The organism is Gordonia sp. UCD-TK1, from assembly GCF_001691435.1.
GTDB lineage: Bacteria > Actinomycetota > Actinomycetes > Mycobacteriales > Mycobacteriaceae > Gordonia > Gordonia hongkongensis.
Genome location: NZ_LZMP01000002.1, coordinates 179,988 through 205,041, shown reverse-complemented (window position 1 = coordinate 205,041; position 25,054 = coordinate 179,988). Strand labels below are relative to the sequence as shown.

Genomic DNA, 25,054 nt, shown 5'->3' with positions numbered 1-25,054 from the left:
GCGCCGACGATCAGACCTGCGCCTCGACGTCGGGCAGGCTCGCCACGACCGCGGCGCGGAGTTCGTCGGCGGTGGTGGCGGATTCGATCAGCGCCCGCGACGCGTCGTCGGCGGTGTCGATGATGCCCAGCAACAGGTACTCCGCGCGGAGGCGGCGGTCACCCCGTTCCCGCGCGATCTCCATGGCCCGGCCGAACACCGTCCGGGTGCCGTTCGCGAAACGCGGACGGGCACCCCGGCCCCGCGGTCCGCGCCGGCCGCGACCCGGCTCCCAAGGCCCCTCGCCGCCGAACGGTCCGCCCGGCCCGAAACCACCCGGCCCGAAACCACCCGGTCCGAAACCCTCTGGCCCGAAACCCTCTGGCCCGAGACCCTGTGGGCCGCAATCCGGCCGGGGTCCGCGACCGCGACCATGGTGCCGGTGCCCCCGACGCCCGTGACCACGTCCCCGGGGGCCACGCTCGGCGCGCTCGCCCCAGCCGTCGGACAGGTCCTCGCCGAAACGTCCGCGCACCGCTTCCCGGACCTTGTCGAGGTCGATTCCGATGCCGCGCAGGGCTTCTCGATCCTCCTCGTAGCGTTCGCGGGCCGACTCGTCGTCGGCGGTCTCCGCGGTGTCGGACCGTTCCGCGTGCTCGTCGTGGTACTTCCGGACCACCTCCCGGGCCGACGTCAGCGTCAGCCCCTGGTCGGCCAGCAGCGCGAACAACGGGCTGCGGGCGTTGCAGAGCATGCCCAGGATCAGGTGGTCGTTGCCGAGTTGCCGGTGACCCAGGTCGCCGGCCTCCTGCGTGGCGAAAGCCAGCAGCATCTTGTCATCGCGACTGATTCGCTCAAACATCTGTGTCTCCTTCTGGCCCACTCGCGCGGGCCTCACGTTGTGAGTGCTTCTGATGCACGGCCTGTCGGCTGATCTGCAGCACTTCTGCGATCGCCTGCCAGCTCCACCCGTGGGCACGGGCGTTGGCCACCTGCACGTCCTCGAGTCGGTCGGCCAGGGTGCGCAGGGCGCGTACCGCGGCCAAGCCCCTCGCCGGATCGCCGCTCGCGGCGTCTCCGGCCAGCTCGGCGCTCGGCGCGTCGGGTGCGGTGTCGGTGCTGTGGTCGTCGTGCATGATGTCAGGTTATGTTGACATCGACAATTGTGTCAAGAATTGTTGACGAGCTGGGCATGTCACATCTGCCCGACCGCGCAGCCACGACGGGACTACTCGTTCTGGATCGACTCGCTGATGTTCATCCGCCCGGCGCGGACCGCGGGGACGAAGGCACCGATCAGGCAGAGGGCCACGGCGATGGTCACGAAGAGCAGGGCCGACGGCCGTGGCGAGTACAGCACCGTCAGGGACGTCGTGATGGTCAGGATCTGGTTGCTGAGCAGATGCATGGCGGCACCGAGGACGACGCCGAGGACCGACCCGACCAGGGCGACCGCTCCCGCCTCGGCGAGCACTGTCCGCGAGACGAACCGGCGGGAGGCCCCCATCGCCCGCAGGACGCCCAGCTCACGGCGTCGTTCGAGGACTGACAGCAGCAGCGTGTTGAGCAGTGCGATCGCGGCCGCACCGGCGACGATCCACTGGATGGCGACCGCGAACGCGCCCGCCTGCTCGACGGTGGCCTGGGTGGCCGCGAGGGCCTCGGCACCGCTGTAGACACTGATGGGCTTGTTGCCCGTCGTCGGGACACCGTCGACGAGCGCCTCGAGGTCCCGGCGGACCTGTTCCGGGTCGGCATCGGGCGCGGTGATCACCTGCAGGTAGGTGTCGCCGTCGCGATCGAACCACTCCCCCAGCAACTCCTGCGACATGGCCGCCACACTGGAGTCGAGGGAGACGTAGTCGACGGTGTCACGCACGACCGTCTGCCGCGGACCGTTGGGGGTCGCGAGTTCCACCGTGTCGCCCGTGCCCACGCCCAATGCGCGGGCCAAGACGCTCGACATCAGGATGCCGTCGCCGGCGAGGACGCTCGCCACCGCTTCCGGCGACGCTTTGCGCATGAACGGTGCGCGCGAACCCGGCTCGAGCCCTTGCACATTTGCCTTGCTCTCGCCGATGTTGACCGCGGCCCACTGACCACCGACGACCTCGGTGACCCCAGGAACCGCCGCAACGCGTTCGGCCACCGAGGGCGGCAGGATCGGACCCAGGGGCAGGCTCGCGGCCGACGTCGACGACACGTAGAAGTCCGGATCCCCCAGTCCGTCGAGCGATTTCGACATCGACGAGACGAGGTTGTCCAGCGCTCCCGACGTCCCCATGCCGACCGCGATGGCCACCGCGACCGTCATCAGCGTCGCCCACGCGCGCCGCGGGGCGCGCTCGGTGTTCACCGAGGCGAGCTGTCCGGGGCCTCCGAACCAGCGCGCCACCCGAACCACCGCCCAGGCCAACGGTTTCGACAGCGCGAAGCACAGCAGCAGCGCGCCGACCAGATAGAAGACGCCGGCGACGATGGCCGGGCGGCCCGGCACGGTTGCCACGACCACCCACGACGCGATCAGGCCGGCGACCCCGAGCACCGCGGCGATCACCACCGCGGGACCACGCCGCGCGGCGGAGTCCGACACCTCGACCGGAGCCATCGCCTCCACCGGCGAGACCGCGAACACCGCCCGCGCGGCCAGCGTCGTCGCCGCGACACACGCGACCACGCAGGCGATCACCGCCGCCGCGGGCGCGTATCCGGGCAGGTGATAGTTGATGACGGTGCCGACGGAATCGGCCGGGGGTTCGGGCAGGCTGCTGATCACCGCCCGCCCGGCCAGGATTCCAAGGGGGATGCCGAGTACGCCGCCGACGAAACCCATCAGCGCGGCCTCGCCGAGCATGTCCCCGACGAGGTGAGACCGCTTGGCCCCCAACGCTCGGATCATCGCCAGCGACCTCCGCCGCGACGCCACCGCCATGTTCATCGTGTTGAACACCAGGAAGGCGGCGATCACCAGCGACACGAGCGAGACCAGCAGGGTCGCATCGCGGGTCACCGAACTCGCGACCTCGGCCTGCTTGGCGCGGAAGTCCGGATCGACCACCACCGCACGGCCGTCCACGATGCCCTGCAACTGCGAGCGCACGGCGGACAGATCGGCGCCGGGCTCGGTCACGATGAGGATCGAGTCGAGCCGGCCCTCGAGTCCGACGAGCCGCTGCGCGAGGTCGACGTAGGCGAAGAGAAAGCGGCCGTTGTTGAGACCGGCGGCCTGCTCGTTGCCGACGACCTCGAGGACCTCGACCTCGATCCCGTTGACGGTCAATCGGTCTCCGCGGTCGAGCCCGAGTCCCGGGCCGACGAACACGCCGGTGCGCAGTCGGTCCAGGTCGACGGTCCCCGGACCGGTCCCGGCCTGCCCCTGCTGCAGGGCGCCGCGCAGACTGCCCGAGAGCTGGGTGACGCGCTGATCGGAGCCGAGCAGCGGCACGGCCGAACCGTCGACGACGACCGACCCGCGGATCATCGGCACGACGGCCGCCGCCGCGTCGACGTCGCGACGGATCTCGCCGGCCAGCGACTCGTCGACGCCGGTGTCGGTGATACCGGCGACCTCGATGTCGGCGACCCCCGACACCGCATTGTTGAAGTCCCGCACCGATTCCGACGCCGACCCGTAGGTCCCGAGCACCGCGATCAGCAACGCCGACGACACGACCACCACCGCCAGCGAGGTGAGCAGGCGCAGCCGGTGGGTACGGATCTCGCGCAGGTTCAGCAGGCGGATGCGGGTGAGACCGGCGGCTAGGGCGGCGGCCCGAGAACCCCGTCCCGCCACTAGGCGATCTTCCCGTCGCGGACCGTGATGGTGGTGTCGGCGACCGCAGCGGCCTTCGGGTCATGGGTCACCATCACCACCAGCCGGTCGGGGGTGTCGTGGGCGACCTCGGAGAGCAGTTCGAGTACCGCCTCACCCGTCTTGGAGTCCAGGTTGCCGGTCGGTTCGTCGGCGAGCAGGATCGTCGGATCCATGATGAGCGAGCGGGCGATCGCGACGCGCTGCATCTGGCCGCCGGACAGCTCCGAGGGCCGATGGTCGATTCGATCGCCGAGTCCGACCCGCCGGAGCAGTTCCACGGCACGGGGTTTCGCCTTGCGGAGCGACTGGTTGTCGAGTAGTCGCGGCAGCGCGACGTTCTCCCACGCCGACATCGTCGGCACGAGGTTGAAGAACTGGAAGATGAACCCGACGCGGTTGCGCCGGAACTCGGAGGCGGCGGTGTCGTCGAGCGCCCCGAGGTCGACGCCGTCGATGCTGATCCGGCCCGACGTCGGGGTGTCGAGAGCTCCGAGTACGTGCAGCAGGGTGCTCTTGCCCGCTCCCGACGGGCCGACCACCGAGACGAACTGACCGCCGTCGATGGACAGGTTCAGACCGTCGAGGGCGCGAACCCGTTCCTCGCCCATCTGGTACTCACGCACCAGATCGACCGCTTCCACCAGGGCACTTCCGGTGCCGGGCGTCCGCCCGGGTTCCATCGACACTCCCGGATCGTAACCCACCCGCGGCGGCCGGCCCGGGTCTCAGGCGGTCCAGCGGCCGGTGGCGAGGAACTGGTCGAGCACCGTCTCGGCGGGGCCGAGGTCGAACGAACCGGCGGCGAGCCAGTCGTCGTCGAAATAGGTCGTCGCGTACCGATCCCCGGAGTCACACAGCAGGGTGACGATACTGCCGGGCGTGCGCGCGGCGACCATCTCGGCGACGAGCGAGAAGGCCCCCCACATGTTGGTGCCGGTGGAACCACCGACCCGACGACCCAGGAGGTCGCTCACGCGCCGCGCGGTCGCGATCGACGCCGCATCGGGCACCCCGATCATGCGGTCGATGACCTGCGAGATGAACGACGGCTCGACCCGCGGCCGGCCGATGCCCTCGATGCGCGAGCCGGTCTGGGCGGTCAGCGTGCCGTCCGCCGACGCGTAGGCCGGCAGGAACACCGAGTTCTCCGGGTCGACGACGGCCAGCCAGGTGTCGTGGCGCCGGTAGCGCACATACCGTCCGAGGGTCGCCGACGTACCACCGGTACCCGCCCCCACGACGATCCAGGTGGGGATCGGGTGTTCCTCCTCGGCCAGCTGGGCGAAGATCGACTCGGCGATGTTGTTGTTGCCGCGCCAATCGGTGGCCCGTTCGGCCATCGTGAACTGGTCGATGAAGTGGCCGCCGAGTTCGGACTCGAGACGCAACGCCTCGGCGTAGACCTCTCCGGGGTGCTCGACGAAATGACAACGCCCGCCGTGGCGTTCGATGAGTGCCGTCTTCGCCGGCGACGTGCTCCGTGCCATCACCGCGATGAACGGGACGCCGATCAGCTCGGCGAAGTAGGCCTCGCTCACCGCCGTCGACCCCGACGACGCCTCGATGACCGGCGTGCCCTCGACGACCCACCCGTTGCACAGTGCATAGAGGAACAGCGAACGCGCGAGCCGGTGCTTCAGCGAGCCCGTCGGATGGGTCGACTCGTCCTTGACATAGAGGTCCACGCCGACCTCGCGGCTCGTGTCGCCGTCGGCGACGGTCCAGCGCGACCATGCGGGCAGCGCGACGCGGAGGAGATGGGTGTCGGCACTGCGCCGGCCGTCGGCCTCGATGAGGCGGACGGCGTTCTGGGTCCAGGCCCGATCAGCGCGACGGTCGACGACTCGCGTGGGTTCCACGGGTCGTCGAACTCACTTCTCGCCGCGGAGCCGAGCCTGCAGGTCGTCGTGCTTGGAACGGCGACCGGCCTCCAGTGCCGCGATCTCGCTGTTGACCTTCAGACGCAGGGTCTTGAAGAGGACCATGCCGAGCGGGAGCGCGATCAGCACCCCGAACACCGCCGCCACGAGGAATGGCACCTCGACGCCCACCAGGTTGCCGCCGACCATGATGATCACCACGACCGCGGTGACGAGCAGCAGACGCGCGAACGTGTATGCGAACAGGGCGAACGCGAGGGTCATCGGGCGTCCACCCGCCTGCGGCGTGGCGTCGCCGGCCGTGGTCTCGCGGGTGGCCGCGTCGGGCGTGGCCTTCTTGCCGGGGGTGGGGTCGGGCGTTTCACTCACCCCCTCAGCGTACTGGGCGGTCTCGGCGCTCCCGCAGGTCGCGGGCCTTTGCATGCTCTTTACCTCCCACTGACGGTTCGAGTACCTGGGCGATTTGCGTGTATTCATAAGGAACTCGTCCACCACCGTGCAGAGCCGCTTCGCCATCTCGGCGCACCGACCGAGCACTCCAACACGCACAGGGGGAATCATGACCAGCATCGAGACCGCACCGCCCACGACCTACATCACCCCGGGACTGGCCAGTCAGCACACGTTGACACCCGGCCAGGTCGCCGCGATGTTCAACGTGAATCCCAAGACGGTCGCCCGCTGGGCGAGCTCCGGCATCCTCGGCTCGATCCGCACCCCGGGCGGCCACCGACGCTTCCGCGAGGAGGACGTCGTCGCCTTGCTCAACCGCCGCGCCCACTGACCCGGCGGCACTGTCGTTCTCCCGACGACCCGACGCCCGGCCGGACCTCATCCGATCGGCGGAGATGTGCGGGTCAGGTCGGCTTTCGTCCTGACCTCTCAGGCGTCTCACGTACGCTGGTCGTCGGGAGGTTGTCATGATCTATCTGTTCGCCGTTCTGGGTCTGCTGGCCATCGGTTTCCTCATGTGGCGCGCCTTCGGACCCCACTCCGACGAGTCCGGCGACACCCCTTCGCCCGGCCCGCGCCGATCCCGTCCCCGCGGCCCGCTCGGCCCCGACGACGACCCTGATTTCCTGCGCGACCTGGACAATCGCACCCGCGGCACCAACGGCACCGACGGTGACGAGATCTGAGGCGTGACGCGCCACCGAAAAGCTGAGACCAGGTTCAGAACGTCTCTGCGGAACATACCCGTGGGTAGGGTATTGTCCTCTTCACCATCGACCCCCCGATGGCTGGACCGAGAGAAGGCGCCGTTGAACCCGGGACGATCTCCGCGAGGGGCGTCGACCGATGACGACCTGAGCTTCGCCGAGAAGATCGGATACCTCTTCGAACACAGCCGTGACGAGAACGGCATCCGATATACCGGCAAGAAGATCGCCGAGAAGGCCAACCGTCTCGGCTACTCGCTGTCCGACGCGTACATCTCCCAGCTACGCACCGGCAAGGCCCGCACGCCGTCGTTCCGCACCGTCGAGGCCATCGCCCGCGCCTTCGACGTCAGTGTCACCTACTTCCTGTCCAACCCCGACGAAGACCTCGAACGCGTTCGGCAGCAACAGAATTACGTCGAGATGCTCCAGGTCACCGGGAGCCACCTGTCCGGCATCGACATGGGTTCGCTGTGCCCGGACACCATCGACGCACTCATCGACCTGCTCAAACTGGTCAAGGCCCAGGCGATCGCCAAGCGGGCCGAGGAGAACTCCCCGAGCGAGGCGTCCGGCTGACGGATTCCGTCGGCACGCATTGCGACCGGACGGTCCTCACAGGCCGGCGTAGGAGTGCAGTCCCGAGACGACCAGGTTGATGATGAACAGGTTGAACAGCATCGCCACGAATCCGGCGACGTTGATCCAGGCCGCGGCATTGCTGCGCCAGCCCGCCGTCGCGCGTGCGTGCAGATAGGCCGCGTAGATCACCCAGGCGATGAAGGACACCGTCTCCTTGGGGTCCCAGCCCCAGAATCGGCCCCAGGCCGCCTCGGCCCAGATGGCACCGCAGATCACCCCGAGGCCGAACAGCGGGAAGCCGATCACGACGCACTTGTAGGCCAGGCGGTCGAGCTGCTCGACGGACGGCAGATGGTCGACGACCCGACGGACCGCGCCGCCCAGACCCGGACGGGTCGCGGCTGTGGCGGAGTCGTCGGACGAGGTCGGAGCCCACCGCATCTTGATCAGGTAGAGGATGCTCGCCACACCAGACACCAGCAGGATGCCCGAGGACACCGAGATGATCGAGACGTGCACGGCCAGCCAGTAGGACTTCAGGGCCGGGACGACGGGTGCGGCCTGGGTGTAGAGCCAGCGGCCGGCGATGAACATCAGCAGGATGACGGGCAACAGCACGAACGAGAGCAGCGGCCGGTGCTCGCGCTTGCGCAGGATGATCAGGGCGGCGAGCACGCCCGCGGCACACGTCATCGAGATGAACTCGTACATGTTGCCCCAGGGCGCACGGTCGGTCGCGATGCCGCGGAGCACGATCGAACCGATGTGCGCGGCGAGGCCGACGATCACGACCGGCAGCGCCATGTTGCCGAGCTTCTCGCCCAGGGTCCGGCGCGACGACTCGTCGACCCGCCCGGGCACCCGCGTGTCGGTTCCGTTCGCCCCGGCGTTGACCAGCTGCTTCTGCTCGAGGCGTCGGCCGCGGACCGCGGCGAGGGCGCCCAGGAACAAGATGACCGCGACGACGTAGACCGTCATGGCCGTGCCGTAGAGCAGGTCCGAGTACCGCGCGAGCGTCTCGTCGATCGGCATCGCCGGAGCGTCGGTGTTCATGTGCTTCCTTTCGCCGGCCGCTAGAGCCGCCGGGTCGTCCGCCGCGAGGCAGGTCCGTCGGCGTCGTCGGCCACCAGCTCGGCCGCCTGCTCGTCGAAGCCCTCACCCCAACCGGCCTGATCGGTACGCGCCAGCCCGGCGATTTCTACTACAGTACGTCGTTGCCCAGTGTCCGGGCCATCGGTGTCCTGGCCATCGGTGTCCTGGCCATCGCCGTCGGCATGAGCGCTCACGGCCGGCACCGGTACCAGGCGGGCCCAGATGCGCCGGCGGCGGATCAGCAGCGACACGAGCAGACCGCCGAGCATGACGATCGAGCTCACCAGCACCCAGATCTGGGCGGGGTCGTGCGAGACCTGCACGGACACCCACCGCTCGTAGCCGTCGAAGGTCACCGTCGTGCCGTCGGCGAGGGTGTGGCTCTGGCCGACCGCGAGGTTGACCTGCGCCTGACGTTGGAGGCGGCCCTGTTCGATGAGGTCCTGGTCGAGCGAGTAGACGTTCTGCGGTCTGCCGGTGTCCAGACCGGTGTCGCCCTTGAAGATCCGGATCGCGACGAAGGGGTCGTCGGGTGTCGGCGACGACGACGTCAGCAGCGAGCCGTGGAACGACGCGGTGGGCGCGAACAGGCCCTCCAGCGCGATCTGGTTCTTCCGGCGGTCGTCGGCGTCGGGGTACAGGCCCGCCGGGGTGTCGAAGCGTGCCGCGCCCGACGAGAGCATCGTCTGGAGCTCGTCCGGCACGAACGGGGTGGTCTGCGTGCGCTTCTCCCCGTTGGGGAAGGTCACCGTGAACGTCGGCGCGAAACCGTTGCCGAGGACGTAGACCCGGTCGCCCGCGACGCGAAGCGGTTCGTTGACGCGCACCGACGCGGTGTCCCAGCCGGCGGGATCGCCGAGGTTGCCCACGCTGCCGTCACTGCCCGCGGCGTACCGGATGGTGGCGTCGTACATGTCGGGCTGACCGCTGGGCAGGAAGGTCGCCGAGAAGTCGTCGACGCGGAAGCAGAACGGCGACAGGTCGGTGCCGTCGACCAGGTTGCCGGCGCGGAACGAGTCGTAGACAGCGGTCGAGGTGTTGCACAGTCCCTGTTCGCCGTCGGCGACGAGGCTGCGGGTGCCCTCGTAGCCGTACATCTTGCCGAGCGCGATCGACACCAGCAGCGCCAGCAGCGCGAAGTGGAACACCAGGTTGCCGAACTCGCGCAGGTAGCCCTTCTCCGCCGAGACCTCGACGCACCCGTCCGGATACGCCTTGCTCGGCTCGCGGACCACGACCTCGCGACGCCACCCGCGCAACCGGCCGTCGATCCGTCGGGCGACCGTCTCCGGATCCCCGTCGACGGTGTGGGTCACGTGCCGCGGCAACCGCGACAGGTTGCGCGGTGCGGCAACGGGTTTCGCGCGCAGGCTGTGGAAGTGCTCGACCATGCGCGGCGTCAGGCAGCCGACGAGGGAGATGAACAGCAGGACGTAGATCGCGGTGAACCAGGCGCTGGAGAAGACGTCGAAGAGCTGCAGGCGGTCCATCCACACGCCGAGCTGACCGCGGGCGGCGATGTACTCCAGGGTCTTCTGCTCGTTGAGCTCGCGCTGCGGGAGCAGGGCACCCGGGATCGCGGCGAGGGCGAGCAGGAACAGCAGGATCAGCGCGGTCCGCATCGAGGTCAGCGAACGCCACAGGTTGCGCAGCGGCCACAGCACCCGGCGGCGGGCCCAGTGGGGCTTCGGGGCCGGCTCGGGGGTGTCCACCTGCGGGCGGTCGGTCACATCGGTCATCAGGACAGCACTCAGATCGGTAGTTGGGTGTCGGTGACGAAGCGGACCTGGACCCAGACGATGAACTGGTCCCACCAGCCGGTCAGGAGGGCGACGCCGACCCCGATCAGCAGGACGCCCCCGATCACCTGGATCGTGCGGGCGTTCCGGCGGAGCCAGCCGAGACTGCGCAGGGCCCAGGCCGAGGAGAACGCCAGGATCACGAAGGGCAGGCCCAGGCCGAGGCAGTACGCGACGATGAGGGTCACGCCCTTGGCCGCCGTCGACCCCTCGGTCCCGCTGACGGTCGCGATCACCGCGGCCAGGGTCGGCCCGAGGCACGGCGTCCAGCCGAGCGCGAAGACCGCTCCGAGCAGCGGCGCCCCGACGATGTTGGAGACCCGCCGCGGTTCGAAGCGGACCTCGCGCTGCAGAGCCGGGATGAGGCCGATGAACACCAGGCCCATGGCGATGGTCACGACCCCGCCGATGCGTTGCAGCAGTTCGCGATTCAACACGAAGGTACTGGTCACGCCGAGGACGGTGGCGGTGGCGGCGACGAAGACGACGGTGAAGCCGAGGACGAACAGGCCGGCGGCCAGCGCGACCCGCGACCGGCCGCTCTTGGCGCTCTCCCCCACCTTCACCGCGGGCGCCTCGGCCCCGACGAGACCCGCGAGGTAGGACAGGTAGCCCGGGACGAGGGGCACGACGCACGGGGAGGCGAAGGACACGAGCCCGGCGAGCAGGCAGGCGGCGAAGGCGAGCAGCAGCGGTCCGCTGGAGACGGTGTCGGCGAAGGTGTCGCCGATCGAGGACGCGAGCACCAGGGTGGTGGGGTCCATCACACCGACCCCGCCGGCTCGGCCGCGACGCGCTTGACGACCTCGTCGAGCTCGTTGTCGGAGACCGCCTTGAGGAACACCGCCGCCGGCCGGTGCTCACGATCGAGGACGATCGTCGTCGGCACCACCGAGGTGGGCGTGGTCAGAGCGGCCAGTGACATCCCCGGGAAGTCGTAGATCGACGGGAACCCGACCTTGCGGTCGAGCACGAAGTCCTTGGCGGACTCCCGGTCGTCGCGCAGGTTGATGCCGAGGAATTCCACCCCGTCGGCGCGATTGCGTTCGTAGACGCGCTCGAGGTCGTCGGCCTCACCGCGGCAGGGTCCGCACCATGAACCCCACACGTTGACGACGACGACCTTGTCCGCGAACCGCTCGTCGGACAGCGACAGCGGCTGCTCGGTGACGAGGTCCTCGCCGGCGAGTTCGGCGATCGGCTTGCGCTCGTCGGGCGCGTAGGTGATGACGGTCTGCCCGCCCGGTGACACGAACTGGAAGGTGTTCCCCTGCGCGACCGCGTCGTCGCCGGTGCTGCATCCGGCGACCAGCAGGATCAGGGCCGACAACATCGTCGGCAGGAGGAACTTGCGCACTACGTCAGGCTTTCTTCACGCACCGGTGGCCAGTGGGTCCGAGGACCCGGCCGGCTCGGAGTAGATGATGTCGACGAGGGCGTCGTCGTCGTAGATGAGGCTGGTCAGCGAGGCCAGCGAGCACTGGCGGCGACGCGGGTCGTGCCAGAGGCGCTGACCTTCGAGGAACCGGCGCAACGTGTACACGGGCAGCTGGTGGCTGACGCAGACGGCTTCGTGACCGCGGGCGGCGTCGCGGGCCTTGTTCGCCGCGGCCAGCATGCGGTGCGCGAGCTGGATGTAGGGCTCGCCCCAGGACGGCGTGAACGGGTCGCGGAGTTTGGGCCAGTGCCGGGGCTTGCTCAGCGCGCCGTCGCCGACGGAGACCTTGAGACCCTCGAAGACGTTGTCCGCCTCGATCAGGTCGTCGTTGGTGAGGATCGGGACGCCGTGCGCGGCGGCGATCGGGGTGGCGGTCTCCTGCGCGCGCTGCAGCGGCGAGGCGAACACGGCCTTGACGTCGTGGTCGGCGAGGGTGTCGGCGACCTTACGGGCCTGCGCCTGGCCGTCGCCGGAGAGGCGGAAGCCGGGGAGACGGCCGTAGAGGATGCCGTCGGGGTTGTCGACCTCTCCGTGGCGCATCATGTGGACGATCGTGTGCATCAGGCGTTGTCCCCCGGGGTGGCTGCGGTCGCGGCCGCCTGCGCTGCGGCGGGCAGCGCTTCGGCGATCTGCGAGAAAGCATCCTCGTCGAGCGCCGCGGACACAAACCAGACTTCGTAGGCGCTCGGCGGCGCGTACACGCCGCGCTCGAGCAGGGCGTGGAAGAACGGCGCAAACCGCCAGGTCTCGGTGGCGGCGACGCCGTCGTAGTCGAAGATCGGGATCTCCGGGTCGGTAGTGAAGAACACACTCAGCAGGCTGCCCGCCTTCTGCACGCGGTGGGCCACGCCCGCCGCGTCGAGTGAGTCGTGCAGCAGGGTCGCGAGCCGGTCGGCGTTCGCGTCGAGCGTGCGGTAGACCTCGACGTCGGCGTTGCGCAGGGTCGCGAGGCCGGCGGCGACGGCGACAGGATTCCCCGACAGCGTGCCCGCCTGGTACACCGGCCCGGTCGGCGCGAGACGTTCCATGACGTCCGCACGGCCACCGAACGCCGCCGCGGGCAGTCCCCCGCTCATGACCTTGCCGAAGGTGTAGAGGTCGCCGGCCACGCCCTCGAGTCCGTACCAGCCACTCGGGCTCACCCGGAACCCGGTCATGACCTCGTCCATGATGAGCAGCGCGCCGTGGCGGCGCGTCAGGTCGCGGAGTCCGGCGTTGAATCCCTCGACCGGCGCGACCGCGCCCATGTTCCCGGCCGCCGCCTCGGTGATGACGGCGGCGATGTCGTCGCCGAACTCGGCGAAGGCCTCGGCGACGGCGGTGAGGTCGTTGTAGGGCAGCACGAGGGTGTCGTGTGCCGACGCACCGGTGACGCCGGGGCTCGTCGGCAGGCCGAGCGTGGCGACGCCGGAGCCGGCCGCGGCCAGCAGTGCGTCGACGTGACCGTGGTAGCAGCCGGCGAACTTGATGATCTTGGACCGGCCCGTGTAGCCGCGGGCCAGGCGGATCGCCGACATCGTCGCCTCGGTGCCGGAGTTCACCAGCCGAACACGCTCGACGGGGTCGACGCGGCCGATGATCTCCTCGGCGAGTTCGATCTCGGCCTCGGTCGGGGCGCCGAACGACAGGCCGCCGGTGGCCGCCTCACGCACCGCCTCGACGACGGCCGGGTGCGCGTGCCCCAGGATCATCGGACCCCAGGAGCTCACGAGGTCGACGTAGTCGTTGCCGTCGGCGTCGGTCAGCCGGCATCCGGACGCCGAGGCGATGAAGCGAGGGGTCCCGCCGACCGCGGAGAACGCGCGCACCGGGGAGTTGACGCCGCCCGGGATGGCCTGCGTCGCGCGGGTGAACAGCGCGGCGGAGGCGGCCGTGCCGGGAGCGGGCGTGGCAGCAGCGGAAGGGGTCACGGCCTACAGTGTTCCAAACGGCACCGGGTGACCCAAATCCTCGCTGGTGGGAGGGGGTGCGACCCGGCTCGAACCGTGTCTGGTCAGCTCGCGAGCGCGGTGCGCACCTGCTCGGCGATCGCCGCCTGACCCGCCTCGTTGGGGTGCACCGCGCCGGGTCCCGAGGTGGTCATCGGCTCGATCCAGCGCTGCTCGCCGGCACACGCGTCGTGCCCCTCGGACACCTGTGACATGTCGACGAACTCGACGCCCTCGTCCTGCGCCGCGCGCCGCCCGTACGTGTTGAGCGCGGTCTGGAGCTCGCGGATCATCGGCACGTCCCCGGCGGCGAGCCGCATCTCGGGATAGCAGCCGGTGGTCGGCGGGACCAGCCAGGGATAGCCGACGAGCAGGACGCGCGCGTTCGGCGCGCGGTCCCGGACGTCGCGCAGGGCCTGGCGCACGGCGGGATAGATGTCGGTGGCGACCGGCTCGATCAGCGCCCGTCCGTAACGGTCCGTGCACGGCGAGCCGGTGCGGTCGGCGTCGGCCAGTTCGCCGCAGAGCCGGATCGCGCGACCGTAGGTCTCTTCGTCGTTGCCGCCGATCATCATCGTGACCACGTCGGTGTCGTCGTCGAGCGCGTCGAGCTGCGGCGGCACGCCCTGGTGCTGCGACTCGCCGAAGTCGTCGGTGTCGGCGCCCGCGCAGCTGACGTCGGTGAGGTCGAAGTCCTCGTCCGCCGCGACGACATGCGCGTAGTTCCTCGACGACCGCAGGCAGTAGATCGGCGAGTCCTCCTCCAGCGGCCGCACACCGGTCCCGGCGCTGAAGCTGTCGCCGAGGTTCACGTACTCCGTCGACCGGGTGTCGTTCTCCGTCGACTGGGCGGGCGTTTGCGTCGACTGGGCAGGCGTTTCCGTCGACTGGGCGTCGTTCTGCGTCGACTGGGCACAGCCGGCGAGGACCGCTCCTGCCGCGAGCAGCACGAGTCCGGACCGGATGAGCCGCCGTGGACGTCGATCGTCGAACCTGCGTGCCGTCATGCCGCCATCCTGCGTGCGGTGAAGCCCGTCGGCAACCACCGGCCGGCCGCCCGCCCGCGCGGGTAGCGTGGTTCGCCGAGGGGATCGCCGCTTCGTGCGGAGTCCCGCAGCCGAGTCACGAGGATGTGAATGCGCATGAGCGACAAGGAGATTCTCGACCCGCAGGCCGTACTCGACGGTGTGCCGACCGGGCTCTGGATCGACGGCCGGTCCACACCCGCGGCCGACGGCGGGACCTTCGAGGTCTACGACGCCGCGACCGAACAGTCGCTCGTCTCGGTCGCCGACGCGGGGGTCGCCGATGCCCGCCGGGCTCTCGATTCCGCCGTCGCGGCGTCGGCGGACTGGGCGGCCACCGCACCACGGGAGCGCGGCGAGATCCTCCGCCGGACCTTCCAGTTGCTCACCGATCGCGCCGACGACATCGCCATGCTGATGACCCTCGAGCTGGGCCGCGCCCTCCCCGACAGCCGGGCGGAGACGACGTACGGACTCGAGTTCTTGCGGTGGTTCGCCGAGGAGGCCGTCCGGATCGGCGGTCGGTTCAGTCCGTCGCCGGCCGGCAACGGGCGCATCCTGGTGGCCCACCAGCCCGTCGGGCCGTGCCTGGCGATCACCCCGTGGAACTTCCCGCTCGCGATGGGGACGCGCAAGATCGGGCCCGCGCTCGCCGCGGGCAACGTGATGCTCGTGAAGCCGGCCCGCGAGACGCCGCTGACGATGCTGGCACTGGCAGAGGCCTTCGCCGAAGCCGGTTTGCCGCCCGGCGTGCTGTCGGTGTTGCCCACCACGTCGAGCGGCGACGTGTCGTCGACGTTGATCACCGACGATCGCATCCGCAAGATCAGCTTCACCGGGTCGACGCCGGTGGGTCGCAGTTTGCTCGGTCAGGCCGCCGACCGCGTCCTGCGCACGTCGATGGAGCTCGGCGGCAACGCCCCGTTCCTGGTCTTCGACGACGCCGACGTCGACGCCGCGGTCGAGGGCGCGTTCGCCGCCAAGATGCGCAACGGGGGCGAGGCCTGCACCGCCGCGAATCGGTTCCTGGTGCAGTCCGGTGTCGCCGAGGAGTTCACCGAGAAGCTGGTGGCGAAGATGTCGGAGGTCCGGATGGGACCGGGGTACGACGACGGGGTGACCCTGGGGCCGCTGGTGAACGCCGACCAGCGGGACAAGGTCGCCGACGCGGTCGAGCAGGCGGTGGCCGACGGTGCCCGCGTGCGACTGGGCGGTGAACGTCCGGAAGGTCAGGGTTTCTTCTATCCCGCAACGGTTCTCGACAACGTCGATCCGTACGCGCCGGTCACGCGCGAGGAGATCTTCGGCCCCGTCGCGGTGATCAGCAGCTTCGACGACGAAGCCGCGGGGATCGAGGCCGCGAATTCGACCGAATACGGCCTGGCGTCGTACTTCTACAGCCGCGACCTCGAGCGCTGCATGCGCGTCGCGGGCGCCCTGGACTCCGGCATGGTCGGGGTCAATCGCGGCGTGATCTCCGACGCCGCAGCACCGTTCGGTGGCATCAAGCAGTCCGGGATCGGGCGTGAGGGCGGCAGCGAGGGCATCGACGAGTACCTCTCGGTGAAGTACATCGCGCTCACCTAGCGTGTTACGTATGTGACTAGTGATACAGGTGTTATCGATCCGATACCTGTACGACCGTACTGATCCCTACACTCGGTCACCATGCGTCGTAGAACCCTCACGACCGCGGCAGCCGCGGCCGCAATCGCAACTGCCGCCTCGGTGGCGGTCGCCGTCGCACCGTCCGAACCGGTGGCGTAGGTCGAGAACGCCGCGATCAGTACCGATTTCGGCAGCGTCGACCTCGGTAGCTCCGAACTCGGGACCCCCAACAGCAACTTCCTCTGGCAGAGTCCGGGGACCCGGTACATCGTCGTACTCGGCGCCAAGTTCGGCGTTCTCGGGCAAACTCCGGATGTCCTCAAGCGTCGTCTCGACGTCGCGGCGAACCTCGGCAAGAAGCACCCGTTCAACCGCATGATCGTCTCCGGGGGCGACACCCACTGGCTGCCCGTCACCGAGGCCCAGTTCATGAACCTCGGGCTCATCCGACGTGGAATTCCCATGTGGCAGATGGTCAACGAGGGCGCCTCCACCTCCACGGTGCAGAACGCCCAGAACACGGTGCGGATGCTGAAGCACATGGGCGCCAACGGCGCGATCATCGTGACCAACGGCTTCCACATGGAACGCGCGATGAAGAACTTCCGCGACGCGGCCCGGCAACAGGGCGCGCGCATCGAGTTCCGGTCGGCGTACGCCTAGCACCTCGCGAATACCCTTCTCGCGTCGCCATTTCCGTCCCGCTGATTCGATCCCATCAGCGGGACGGAAACGGCACCGCGAGAACGCAGCTCGCCCCGCCGGCCGAAGCCGACGGGGCGAGATCGTGTTGCTTCAGGGGCGATCAGCGCAGGAGCGCGCGGCTCATGACGACGCGCTGGATCTGGTTGGTGCCCTCGTAGATCTGGGTGATCTTGGCGTCGCGCATCATGCGCTCGACCGGGAAGTCGCGGGTGTAACCGGCACCGCCGAAGAGCTGGACGGCGTCGGTGGTGACCTCCATGGCGACGTCGGAGGCGAAGCACTTCGACGCCGAGGAGATGAAGCCCAGGTTCTTCTCGCCGCGCTCGGCGCGAGCGGCCGAGGTGTAGACCATGAGGCGAGCGGCCTCGACCTTCATCGCCATGTCGGCGATCATGAACTCGACGCCCTGGAACGAGCTGATCGGCTTGCCGAACTGCTTGCGGTCCTTGACATATGCGATGGCCTGGTCGAGCGCGCCCTGCGCGATGCCGACGGCCTGCGCGCCGATGGTCGGGCGGGTGTGGTCGAGGGTCTGCAGGGCGGTCTTGAAGCCGGTGCCCTCGTCGCCGATGATGCGGTCGAGCGGGATGGTGCAGTCCTCGAAGTACAGCTCCGCGGTCGGCGAACCCTTGATGCCGAGCTTCTTCTCCAGCGGTCCGACGGTGAAGCCGGGGTCGTCCTTGTGGACCATGAACGCGGAGATGCCGTTGGCCTTCTTCTCCGGGTCGGTCACGGCCATGACGGTGTACCAGGTCGACTTGCCGCCGTTGGTGATCCAGCACTTGGAGCCGTTGAGTACCCAGTTGTTGCCGTCCTTGCGGGCGCGGGTCTTCATGCCTGCGGCGTCGGAACCGGCCTCGCGCTCGGACAGCGCGTAGGAGGCCATGGCCTCACCGGAGGCGATGCCCGGGAGCACCTGCTGCTTGAGCTCGTCCGAGCCGTTGAGGATCAGGCCCATGGTGCCGAGCTTGTTGACGGCCGGGATCAGCGACGCCGAAGCGTCCACGCGGGCCACTTCCTCGATGACGATGCAGGCTGCGATCGAGTCGCCGCCCTGACCGCCGAACTGCTCGGGAACGTGGATGGCGTTGAAGCCCGACGCGTTGAGGGCGTTCAGCGCCTCCTCCGGGAAACGCGAGTTCTCGTCGACGTCAGCCGCGTGCGGCTCGATCTCCTTCTCGGAGAGCGCGCGGATGGCCTCGCGCAGGGCGACGTGCTCCTCCGGAAGCTGGAAGACGTCGAAGTCGGGATTTCCGAAACCCATGACAACTCCTCACGGCACAGCGAGTGCCTGTTCGTTCCCGGCACACGGGGTGCCGGCAGATGTTGACAACCAGTTCAGCACGGCACTGAGTGCCATGTCAATCGATGCAATCCCCGTCCCCGCCGATTGTCCCCGAAACCGGCGCCGATGTCCCGCAGCCCTCTGCCGGGTCAGTCCTCCCCCAGCTCTTCGGCCACCCGACGTGCGACTTCCGAGCGAGACATCCCGGCCGGATAGGCAACCACGGTGACCTGTCCGCGCGACCCGCCGCCCGGGACCGATGCGCCGCCGGCGCCCCCGGCACCGAGTGCCATCGCCACTCGGTGCAGCTCGTCCCGCAGTCGTTCGGGGGTGGCTTCGGCGTCGCCGCGGATCATCTGCCGCAGCAGGAAGTTGTGGGTGCCCGTGACCGCCGCGACGTAGGCAACCACCCGCACCGGCGACTCGCCGGGCAACCGTGCGCGCAGGAACTCCTCGAACGCACCCTGGTAGCGGTACGTCGTCACCAGCTCCCGATCCCGCAGCGCGGGCACCTCCTGCACCACCTGTGCGCGCCGCACCGCGAGTTCGCGATCCCGGACGAAGTGGGCGAAGACCAGCTCGGCCGCCGCACATACCGCCAGCCACGGATCCTCGTCGGAGGCCGCGAACCGGTCGCCGACCTGCGCGAGCAGCGACTCGTGGTCGGCGAAGATCACGTCCTCCTTCGACCCGAACTGCCGGAAGAACGTGCGACGGGACATCCCGGCGGCGGCCGCGAGCTGCTCGACGGTCGTCGACTCGTAGCCGTGCTCGCTGAACAGACGGATGGACTCGGCGACGACGCGCGTGCGGAAGGCGGCCGGATCGGTGTCCGCGACTGACATGGGACAAGTATCACCACATCGAGGCGACGAGACCCTCGGACCGTCCCGAACCCGGAGTTCGGCGCGGACCCGTGCAGCGGATCGGTGCGCATTACTCGTCAGTAGCGACCGCCACAAAAGCTGGGTCCGACGCGTGGTCACTACGTACGGTGGAGCCATGGCAACCCCCACCGCTCCCACCGAGAAGACCCCGGCTGAGAAGAGCTCGACGGAGAAGACCCCGTCGACGACGAGTCCGACACCCATCGCGACCGAACCGACCGTCGACGACCCGGTCGCCCCGACCGACGTCTCCGCCGACGACGAACTGTCCGCGGACGAGCGTGCCCTGCTCGTCGACAATCTGCGGTTCGTCCTCGACGGTCGCTGGCGCGCGACGAGGGAGACGGTGCGGGAGAACTCGAACCGCGCCGACCTCCTGCCCGACCCGTCCCGGACGCTCGACGAGGCGCGCGCCCACACCCTCGAGGTGATGCGCGAGCTCGCCTCGCAGGGTTTCGCGGCCGCCGGTTTCGCCGAGGACCACGGCGGCAGCGGCGACATCGGCGCGTCGATCACCGCCATCGAGATGCTCGGCTACGCGGACCTGTCCCTCATGGTCAAGGCGGGCGTGCAATGGGGTCTCTTCGGCGGCGCCGTCGAAAACCTCGGTACCGCACGGCATCACGAGAAGTACGTGCCCGGCATCATCGACCTGAGCGTCCTCGGGTGCTTCGCGATGACCGAGACCGGGCACGGTTCGAACGTGCAGGCCATCGAGACCACGGCGACCTACGACCGTGAGGCCCGCGAGTTCGTGATCAACTCCCCCACCCCGTCGTCCCGCAAGGACTACATCGGCGGTGCCGCCGCGCACGCCCGGTACGCCGCGGTGTTCGCCCAGCTCGTCACCGGCGGGCCCGACGAGGAGCCCGAAGGTCGTGGCGTCCACTGTTTCGTGGTGCCGATCCGCGACGAGGACGGCTCCGACCTGCCCGGCGTCACGACCAGCGACTGCGGGTACAAGGGCGGACTCGCCGGCGTCGACAACGGCCGGATCATGTTCGACAACGTCCGCATCCCCGCGGAGAACCTACTCAACCGCTACGCCGACGTCGCCGAAGACGGCAGCTACAGCTCGCCGATCGAGAACACCAACCGCCGCTTCTTCACCATGCTGGGCACCCTCATCCGCGGCCGCGTCAGCGTGGCGGCGACCGCGGGTGCCGCCGGCCGCAAGGCGCTGGCACTCTCGACCCGCTACGGATTGATCCGCAAGCAGTTCGAGGCACCCGAGGGCACCGACGAGATCACCGTGATGGACTACCTCGGTCACCAGCGAAAGCTGTTGCCGCTCATCGCGAAGTCGTACGCGATCGGATTCGCGCAGAACGAGATCGTCGACGAACTGCACGAGGTCCAGTCGGTCGCACCCGACGACTCCGACGCCGGACGCCAGCGCCAGCTCGAGGGGCAGGCCGCCGGCCTCAAGGCCTACGCCACGTGGCACGCCTCCCACGCGATCAACGTCTGCCGTGAGGCCTGCGGCGGCGCAGGCTATCTCGACGAGAACCAGCTGTCGATCATGCGGGGTGACATCGACGTCTTCACCACCTTCGAGGGCGACAACACGATCATGACGCAGCTCATCGCCAAGGAGCTGCTGTCCGCGTACTCCGAAGACGTCCAGGGCCTTTCGGCGGGCGGCTGGGTGCGCTTCATCGCGGGCATGGCCCGCGACGTGGTGGCCGAGAAGACCGCGGTCCGACAGGTCGTGCAGACCCTGCTCGACGGTTCCGACGAGGACACCGAGAAGTCGGCGCTCACCGACCGCAGCACCCAGATCCGGTTGTTCCGCAACCGCGAGGACCACCTCGTCCGGACGTGCGCGCAACGTCTACGCCGCGCGCTCGACGACGACAACGACGCTTTCGAGGTGTTCAACAACGCTCAGGACCACCTGCTGAAGGTCGGGCACGCGCACATCGAACGCGTGGTGCTCGAGGCCTTTGTCGAGGCGATCGAGAATTGCGATTCCCGTTCGGCGGCCGAGCTTCTGGGCAAGGTGTGCGACCTCTTCGTCTACTCAGCACTGGAGGACGACCTGTCCTGGTTCATGATGCACCGGCACATCTCGGTGGAGCGCGCCAAGGCGATCCGCCGCGGCGTGAACGAGCTCTGCCAGGAATTGCGGCCGCATGCCCGGTCGCTCGTCGACGCCTTCGGCGTCCCGGAAGAGTTGCTGCGCGCACCCATGCTCCAGAACGGCTGACCCCCGCTCTCGAGACCATCGCGGCCACCGTCGAACAGGCGGTGGCCGCGTTGTCGTTTCGGCACCGGTGTTTGGGCCTGCGCACCACGGGAATACTGCCGCCGACGCCGCTGTGGAGACCACGCTGCGACGCACCGACGAGATCGCGCGGGCCCGCGTCCGGGAATCGCCCGCGCCCGACTTGTCCATCTGCGCTGCGACAGCGTGCCACAAGCCGATTCGGAAAGAGAACACATGTTCCGCCACACCGATTACATGCAATTCGACGTCAAACCCGAGAAGCCCGACCCCATCTACGCCCGCAAGCTCCAGGAGTTGCTCGGCGGCGCCTATGGCGAGATGACGGTGACGATGCAGTACCTCATGCAGGGCTGGAACTGCCGCATGAAGGGCAAGTACAAGGACATGATCATGGACATCGCGACCGAGGAGATCGGTCACGTGGAGATGATCGCCACCATGGTCGCACGTCTGCTCGAAGGCGCGCCGGTCACCAACTCGACCGAGAACGCCCTCGGTGACCCGGTGGTCGCCGCCGTCCTCGGCGGCACCGACCCCACCCAGGCCATCTTCTCCGGCGGCGGCCCCCGTCTCGCCGACAGCAACGGTGTGCCCTGGAACAGCGGATACATCACGCACAGCGGCAATCTGCTCGCCGATTTCCACGCCAACGTGACCGCCGAGGCGCAGGGGCGCGTCCAGACGGCCCGCCTGTGGCACATGACCGACGATCCGGGCGTGAAGGCCATGCTGCGGTTCAACCTCGCCCGCGACACCTTCCACCAGAACCTCTGGCTGAAGGGGATCGAGGAGCTCAAGGAGGACGGCCTGGAGGGCACGATCGCCCCCGACGACCTCTTCGACGAGGAGTTCAGCGAGCACGCGAGCACCCTGTGGCACCTGTCCGACGGCGAGGACTCGGACAAGGGCGGCTGGGCCAGCGGCCCCACGCCCGACGGCGCGCACCAGTTCAAGTTCCTCGCCGACCCGCAGCCGCTGGGCGATCGGCAGTCGGGGCCGCCGCCGGACCCGAAGCTCTACGCGACCTACGACGGCGCGATGGGCACCCCGCAGAAGCCGCAGTTCGGCACCGAGAAGGGTGTCATGGGCAAGATCAAGGACGTCGTCGACCCGGACCCGTCCGGCTAGACCGACAGCATGTGCAGTGCACGCTGCCCGGCGGTGGACCCGATGTCGGGGACGCCTCCGGGCACGCGTGCGCCCACCCGACAACCGGAGTTCTCATGAGCGCACTACCCGACCTCATCACGACCCCGTTCCGCTGGCTGGCCGCCCTCAGACACGCCCGGGTGTTCCACCCCGACGGTCTGCTGTGTGGTGGCACGGCCGCGCTGTCGGCCGACCACCCACTGCCCTTTCACAGCGGTCCGGTGTCGGTGCGGGTCTCCAAGGGCATCGGCACACCCGGCGGCCTACCGGACATCGTCGGCCTGGCCATCCGCTTCCCGTCGACCGACCCCGGCACCGTCGGCGGCGGCGGGGTGTCGCCGTCGACCAACGCCACCGGCGCGTGGGATCTCCTGCTCGCCGGCCCGGCCCCGCTCGACGGCCGACTACCCGTCCCGCTGCCGACGACGCACTGGGCCACCGCGGTGTCGAGCCTGACGCCGTACCGGTACGACGGTGACCTGTACTGGATTCGGGCGCGCATCCTCGAACCGGCGGACTCGTCGGGCCTGTCGATCGAGGACCTGGCCGCCCGTCTCCGCCGCAACCAACCGATCGTCATCGTCCTGGAGGCCGGCGCCGGACGGTTCGTGCCGGTCGTCCGGATCGAAGTCGACCACGTCCTCACCGGACTCGACGTGGATTTCGACCCCATCCTGCACCGGCCCGAGGGCGTCGAGTTCGCCCCGTCGTGGCTCGGGGATCTACGACGCCGCGCCTACCGCGACAGCCGGGCGGGACGTCACTCCGTCGTGTCCTGATCCTCCGAGGACGGTTCCGTCGTCGACGTCCCCCGAGGCGGCAGCCCCAGCCGGACGGCCTCGTGCGCCTGCGTGAGCTCGCTGCGCAACCGCTCGACATCGCGGGCCCATGCCTGCGCGATCCGCCCGGAGGTCAGCTGCACGCCGATCCCCTTGCGGCGGCGCGGCACACCGTGCAGCTCGCCCAACGCGGACGCACTCTCCCAGTCCTCGGGGGTGTGGCTGTGATTGGGCGGGAAGATCTTCGCGATGTCGGCCAGCGGCGTCGTGACGGCACCCTGGCGGAGCGTGGTCTCGGTGAGCTCGACGCTGACATGCCGACGGGCTGCCGACACCTGCACGAGCGAGAACCCCAGCAGCAGCACGAAGAAGATCGCCAGCACCGGCCAGTGCACCTGACCGGGCCCGGCGATCTCCATCGCGAGGACCGCACCCACCAGGACCGGACCGATCAGCACCACCCACCAGCTGCCGCCGGACTCGGCGAACAGCACCTCACCCGCCGGCTCGACGGGGTCGGAGTCGTGACCTTCGGGATCGTCGTCGGTCATGTGCCCTACTTGCGCGACCGCGGCGTCTTGGGTTCCGGCTCCTTGCCGGTGTACCAGGTCTCGGCGGGCGGACGGTAGGCCAGCAGGGACCCGAACAGACCGACGAGGCCAGCGAGCAACGGGAACGCGAAGAAGTTCATCCCCAGGCTCAGGAACAGCAGCATGGCCACGACGACCAGGGTCAGCGCCGCCAGCGACGACCGCCACCGCGCATCGCCGGTGTAGGCCTTGCTGCCCAGCAGGATGTACCCGACACCCACGACGGCGACCATGGCGCCGAGCACCCCGGACGTGACGGTCCCGGTGTCGCTGGCCGCCGACACGACCATGACCAGTGCACCGAGCGCGATCAGCAGTGCGCCGGAGGTCAGCCAGCACCGGTAGGCCCAGACGACGAGTTTCGGACGCAGCGCCGGATCAGGACTTGTCACTGGTTCTTCGGTCCTTCGTTCTGGGTGTCGATGCCCCGGTTCTCCGGATGCGGCTTGTCGAGGTGAACGGGCTCGGATCGGGCGTCGTCGGAGTACGGGCCGGGCGCGCCGCGATGATCGCTGTCACCATACGGCCTGTTCTGGCCGTACGGGTTCTGGCCATACGGGTTCTGGCCGTATGGGTACGGGGGTGACGGCGGGTGGACCGGCTGCGGCTTCCGCGCCGCGGCCATCTCCCGGCAGTACTTTTCCGAGTCCCCGCGCATGAGGAGCACGGTCGCACCCAGCGCCGCGACGCCGCTGATCACCTGCGGGACCATCGCCCACGCCGGCGACGTGTCGCCACCGAACAGCGAGAAGAGCAGGCTGACCACGACGTAGACACCCATCGCCGACAGCACGATCCGCGCCCAGTTGTAGCCCTTACGGGTGAACCAGACGACCAAGGCCGTGATCGCGGTGAGGAACAGCGACGTCACGACCAGCACACCGACCACGAACCCCGACGAGGTCATGAAGTCGATCTGCTCGGGCGGGACCCCTTCCTGCGGAGCAGAACTCACCTGATCGCGGATCATTTCGACGAAGGTGCCGGTCTGCGCGAACATCGCCACGATCTGCCCGACGATCACCACCACCCACAGCTCGACGGCGATGGAGACGGAGTCGGGGATCTTCGGTCGCGACGGCGCGCCGGGGTCGGACGCGGGGTCGTACGGTGCGGACATGGGA

26 protein-coding genes are annotated in these 25,054 nt (G+C 69.2%); 8 read left to right on the top strand and 18 right to left on the bottom strand.

The features are described 5' to 3' along the window. Positions 1-10 precede the first annotated feature (10 nt). The 6 genes from A9310_RS02450 to A9310_RS26175 form a co-directional block, all read right to left on the bottom strand. Positions 11-841 carry a Clp protease N-terminal domain-containing protein gene (locus tag A9310_RS02450; protein ID WP_065629225.1) on the bottom strand — a complete coding sequence of 277 codons (831 nt, stop codon included), beginning with the start codon at positions 839-841 and terminating at the stop codon, positions 11-13. Next, the gene (locus A9310_RS02445; RefSeq protein ID WP_065629224.1) at positions 834-1,115 is read right to left on the bottom strand and encodes a hypothetical protein; all 282 of its coding nucleotides are present in this window, start codon (positions 1,113-1,115) and stop codon (positions 834-836) included. Before A9310_RS02445 ends, A9310_RS02450 begins: the two co-directional genes overlap by 8 nt. A 92-nt stretch (positions 1,116-1,207) precedes the next feature. Continuing rightward, the gene (locus tag A9310_RS02440; protein ID WP_065629223.1) at positions 1,208-3,772 is read right to left on the bottom strand and encodes an FtsX-like permease family protein; all 2,565 of its coding nucleotides are present in this window, start codon (positions 3,770-3,772) and stop codon (positions 1,208-1,210) included. Beyond that, entirely contained in the window at positions 3,772-4,473 is a 702-nt protein-coding gene (locus A9310_RS02435; protein WP_065629222.1) for an ABC transporter ATP-binding protein, read from the bottom strand. Before A9310_RS02435 ends, A9310_RS02440 begins: the two co-directional genes overlap by 1 nt. A 45-nt stretch (positions 4,474-4,518) precedes the next feature. Then, positions 4,519-5,652: a PLP-dependent cysteine synthase family protein gene (locus A9310_RS02430; protein WP_065629221.1), complete on the bottom strand. Its 1,134-nt coding sequence runs from the start codon at positions 5,650-5,652 to the stop codon at positions 4,519-4,521. Between the two features lie 12 nt (positions 5,653-5,664). Further along, positions 5,665-5,937, bottom strand: coding sequence for a DUF4229 domain-containing protein (locus tag A9310_RS26175; RefSeq protein ID WP_223258954.1), 273 nt, complete (start codon positions 5,935-5,937; stop codon positions 5,665-5,667). 295 nt (positions 5,938-6,232) lie between these two features. On the opposite strand from A9310_RS26175, the gene A9310_RS02420 reads away from it, so the two are divergent. The 3 genes from A9310_RS02420 (at position 6,233) to A9310_RS02410 (ending at position 7,412) form a co-directional block, all read left to right on the top strand. Further along, positions 6,233-6,457 (top strand): BldC family transcriptional regulator, encoded by a 225-nt coding sequence (locus tag A9310_RS02420; RefSeq protein WP_058252666.1) that lies wholly within the window; start codon positions 6,233-6,235, stop codon positions 6,455-6,457. 136 nt (positions 6,458-6,593) lie between these two features. Further along, on the top strand, positions 6,594-6,812 hold the full coding sequence (locus A9310_RS02415; protein ID WP_058252665.1) for a hypothetical protein: 219 nt from the start codon (positions 6,594-6,596) through the stop codon (positions 6,810-6,812). A 123-nt stretch (positions 6,813-6,935) separates the two neighbouring features. Then, positions 6,936-7,412, top strand: coding sequence for a helix-turn-helix domain-containing protein (locus A9310_RS02410; protein WP_058252664.1), 477 nt, complete (start codon positions 6,936-6,938; stop codon positions 7,410-7,412). Positions 7,413-7,448: 36 nt separating this feature from the next. Here A9310_RS02410 and ccsB read toward each other — a convergent pair whose 3' ends face one another. From ccsB to A9310_RS02375, 7 genes are all read right to left on the bottom strand, one after another. Next, complete coding sequence (gene ccsB / locus A9310_RS02405; RefSeq protein WP_065629220.1) at positions 7,449-8,468, bottom strand: c-type cytochrome biogenesis protein CcsB; 1,020 nt, start codon at positions 8,466-8,468, stop codon at positions 7,449-7,451. A 20-nt stretch (positions 8,469-8,488) separates the two neighbouring features. After that, entirely contained in the window at positions 8,489-10,246 is a 1,758-nt protein-coding gene (locus A9310_RS02400) for a cytochrome c biogenesis protein ResB (RefSeq protein WP_065629219.1), read from the bottom strand. Between the two features lie 11 nt (positions 10,247-10,257). Further along, the gene (locus A9310_RS02395) at positions 10,258-11,070 is read right to left on the bottom strand and encodes a cytochrome c biogenesis CcdA family protein (RefSeq protein WP_065629218.1); all 813 of its coding nucleotides are present in this window, start codon (positions 11,068-11,070) and stop codon (positions 10,258-10,260) included. Then, positions 11,070-11,663: a TlpA disulfide reductase family protein gene (locus tag A9310_RS02390; RefSeq protein ID WP_065629217.1), complete on the bottom strand. Its 594-nt coding sequence runs from the start codon at positions 11,661-11,663 to the stop codon at positions 11,070-11,072. Before A9310_RS02390 ends, A9310_RS02395 begins: the two co-directional genes overlap by 1 nt. A 15-nt stretch (positions 11,664-11,678) precedes the next feature. Beyond that, positions 11,679-12,305 (bottom strand): histidine phosphatase family protein, encoded by a 627-nt coding sequence (locus A9310_RS02385; protein ID WP_058252659.1) that lies wholly within the window; start codon positions 12,303-12,305, stop codon positions 11,679-11,681. Next, entirely contained in the window at positions 12,305-13,654 is a 1,350-nt protein-coding gene (hemL, locus tag A9310_RS02380; RefSeq protein ID WP_065629216.1) for a glutamate-1-semialdehyde 2,1-aminomutase, read from the bottom strand. Before hemL ends, A9310_RS02385 begins: the two co-directional genes overlap by 1 nt. A gap of 83 nt (positions 13,655-13,737) precedes the next feature. Next, complete coding sequence (locus A9310_RS02375; RefSeq protein ID WP_065629215.1) at positions 13,738-14,679, bottom strand: SGNH/GDSL hydrolase family protein; 942 nt, start codon at positions 14,677-14,679, stop codon at positions 13,738-13,740. A gap of 135 nt (positions 14,680-14,814) precedes the next feature. On the opposite strand from A9310_RS02375, the gene A9310_RS02370 reads away from it, so the two are divergent. Together A9310_RS02370 and A9310_RS02365 are read left to right on the top strand one after the other, a co-directional pair. Beyond that, a complete protein-coding gene (locus A9310_RS02370; protein WP_065629306.1) occupies positions 14,815-16,284 on the top strand; it encodes an NAD-dependent succinate-semialdehyde dehydrogenase in 1,470 nt (489 codons plus the stop codon). 195 nt (positions 16,285-16,479) lie between these two features. After that, complete coding sequence (locus A9310_RS02365; protein WP_238995077.1) at positions 16,480-16,968, top strand: YdcF family protein; 489 nt, start codon at positions 16,480-16,482, stop codon at positions 16,966-16,968. Positions 16,969-17,110: 142 nt separating this feature from the next. Here the strand turns inward: A9310_RS02365 and A9310_RS02360 are convergent, their stop codons facing one another. Next, a complete protein-coding gene (locus A9310_RS02360; RefSeq protein WP_065629214.1) occupies positions 17,111-18,274 on the bottom strand; it encodes an acyl-CoA dehydrogenase in 1,164 nt (387 codons plus the stop codon). A gap of 170 nt (positions 18,275-18,444) precedes the next feature. After that, positions 18,445-19,140 carry a TetR family transcriptional regulator gene (locus tag A9310_RS02355; protein WP_065629213.1) on the bottom strand — a complete coding sequence of 232 codons (696 nt, stop codon included), beginning with the start codon at positions 19,138-19,140 and terminating at the stop codon, positions 18,445-18,447. Positions 19,141-19,297: 157 nt separating this feature from the next. Between A9310_RS02355 and A9310_RS02350 the strand changes: the two genes are divergently transcribed. From A9310_RS02350 to A9310_RS02340, 3 genes are all read left to right on the top strand, one after another. Next, positions 19,298-21,391, top strand: coding sequence for an acyl-CoA dehydrogenase (locus tag A9310_RS02350; RefSeq protein ID WP_065629212.1), 2,094 nt, complete (start codon positions 19,298-19,300; stop codon positions 21,389-21,391). Positions 21,392-21,625: 234 nt separating this feature from the next. Continuing rightward, positions 21,626-22,540 carry a manganese catalase family protein gene (locus A9310_RS02345; protein WP_065629211.1) on the top strand — a complete coding sequence of 305 codons (915 nt, stop codon included), beginning with the start codon at positions 21,626-21,628 and terminating at the stop codon, positions 22,538-22,540. Between the two features lie 95 nt (positions 22,541-22,635). Next, positions 22,636-23,340, top strand: a complete 705-nt coding sequence (locus tag A9310_RS02340; protein WP_065629210.1) for a hypothetical protein — start codon at positions 22,636-22,638, stop codon at positions 23,338-23,340. Here A9310_RS02340 and A9310_RS02335 read toward each other — a convergent pair. From A9310_RS02335 to A9310_RS02325, 3 genes are read right to left on the bottom strand one after another with little or no spacing between them, the layout of a single operon-like run. Continuing rightward, complete coding sequence (locus A9310_RS02335) at positions 23,322-23,891, bottom strand: DUF3093 domain-containing protein (protein ID WP_065629209.1); 570 nt, start codon at positions 23,889-23,891, stop codon at positions 23,322-23,324. The genes A9310_RS02340 and A9310_RS02335 overlap by 19 nt on opposite strands. Before the next feature lie 5 nt (positions 23,892-23,896). Further along, a complete protein-coding gene (locus A9310_RS02330) occupies positions 23,897-24,322 on the bottom strand; it encodes a hypothetical protein (protein ID WP_065629208.1) in 426 nt (141 codons plus the stop codon). Continuing rightward, entirely contained in the window at positions 24,319-25,050 is a 732-nt protein-coding gene (locus A9310_RS02325; protein WP_065629207.1) for a hypothetical protein, read from the bottom strand. Before A9310_RS02325 ends, A9310_RS02330 begins: the two co-directional genes overlap by 4 nt. Positions 25,051-25,054 lie beyond the last annotated feature (4 nt).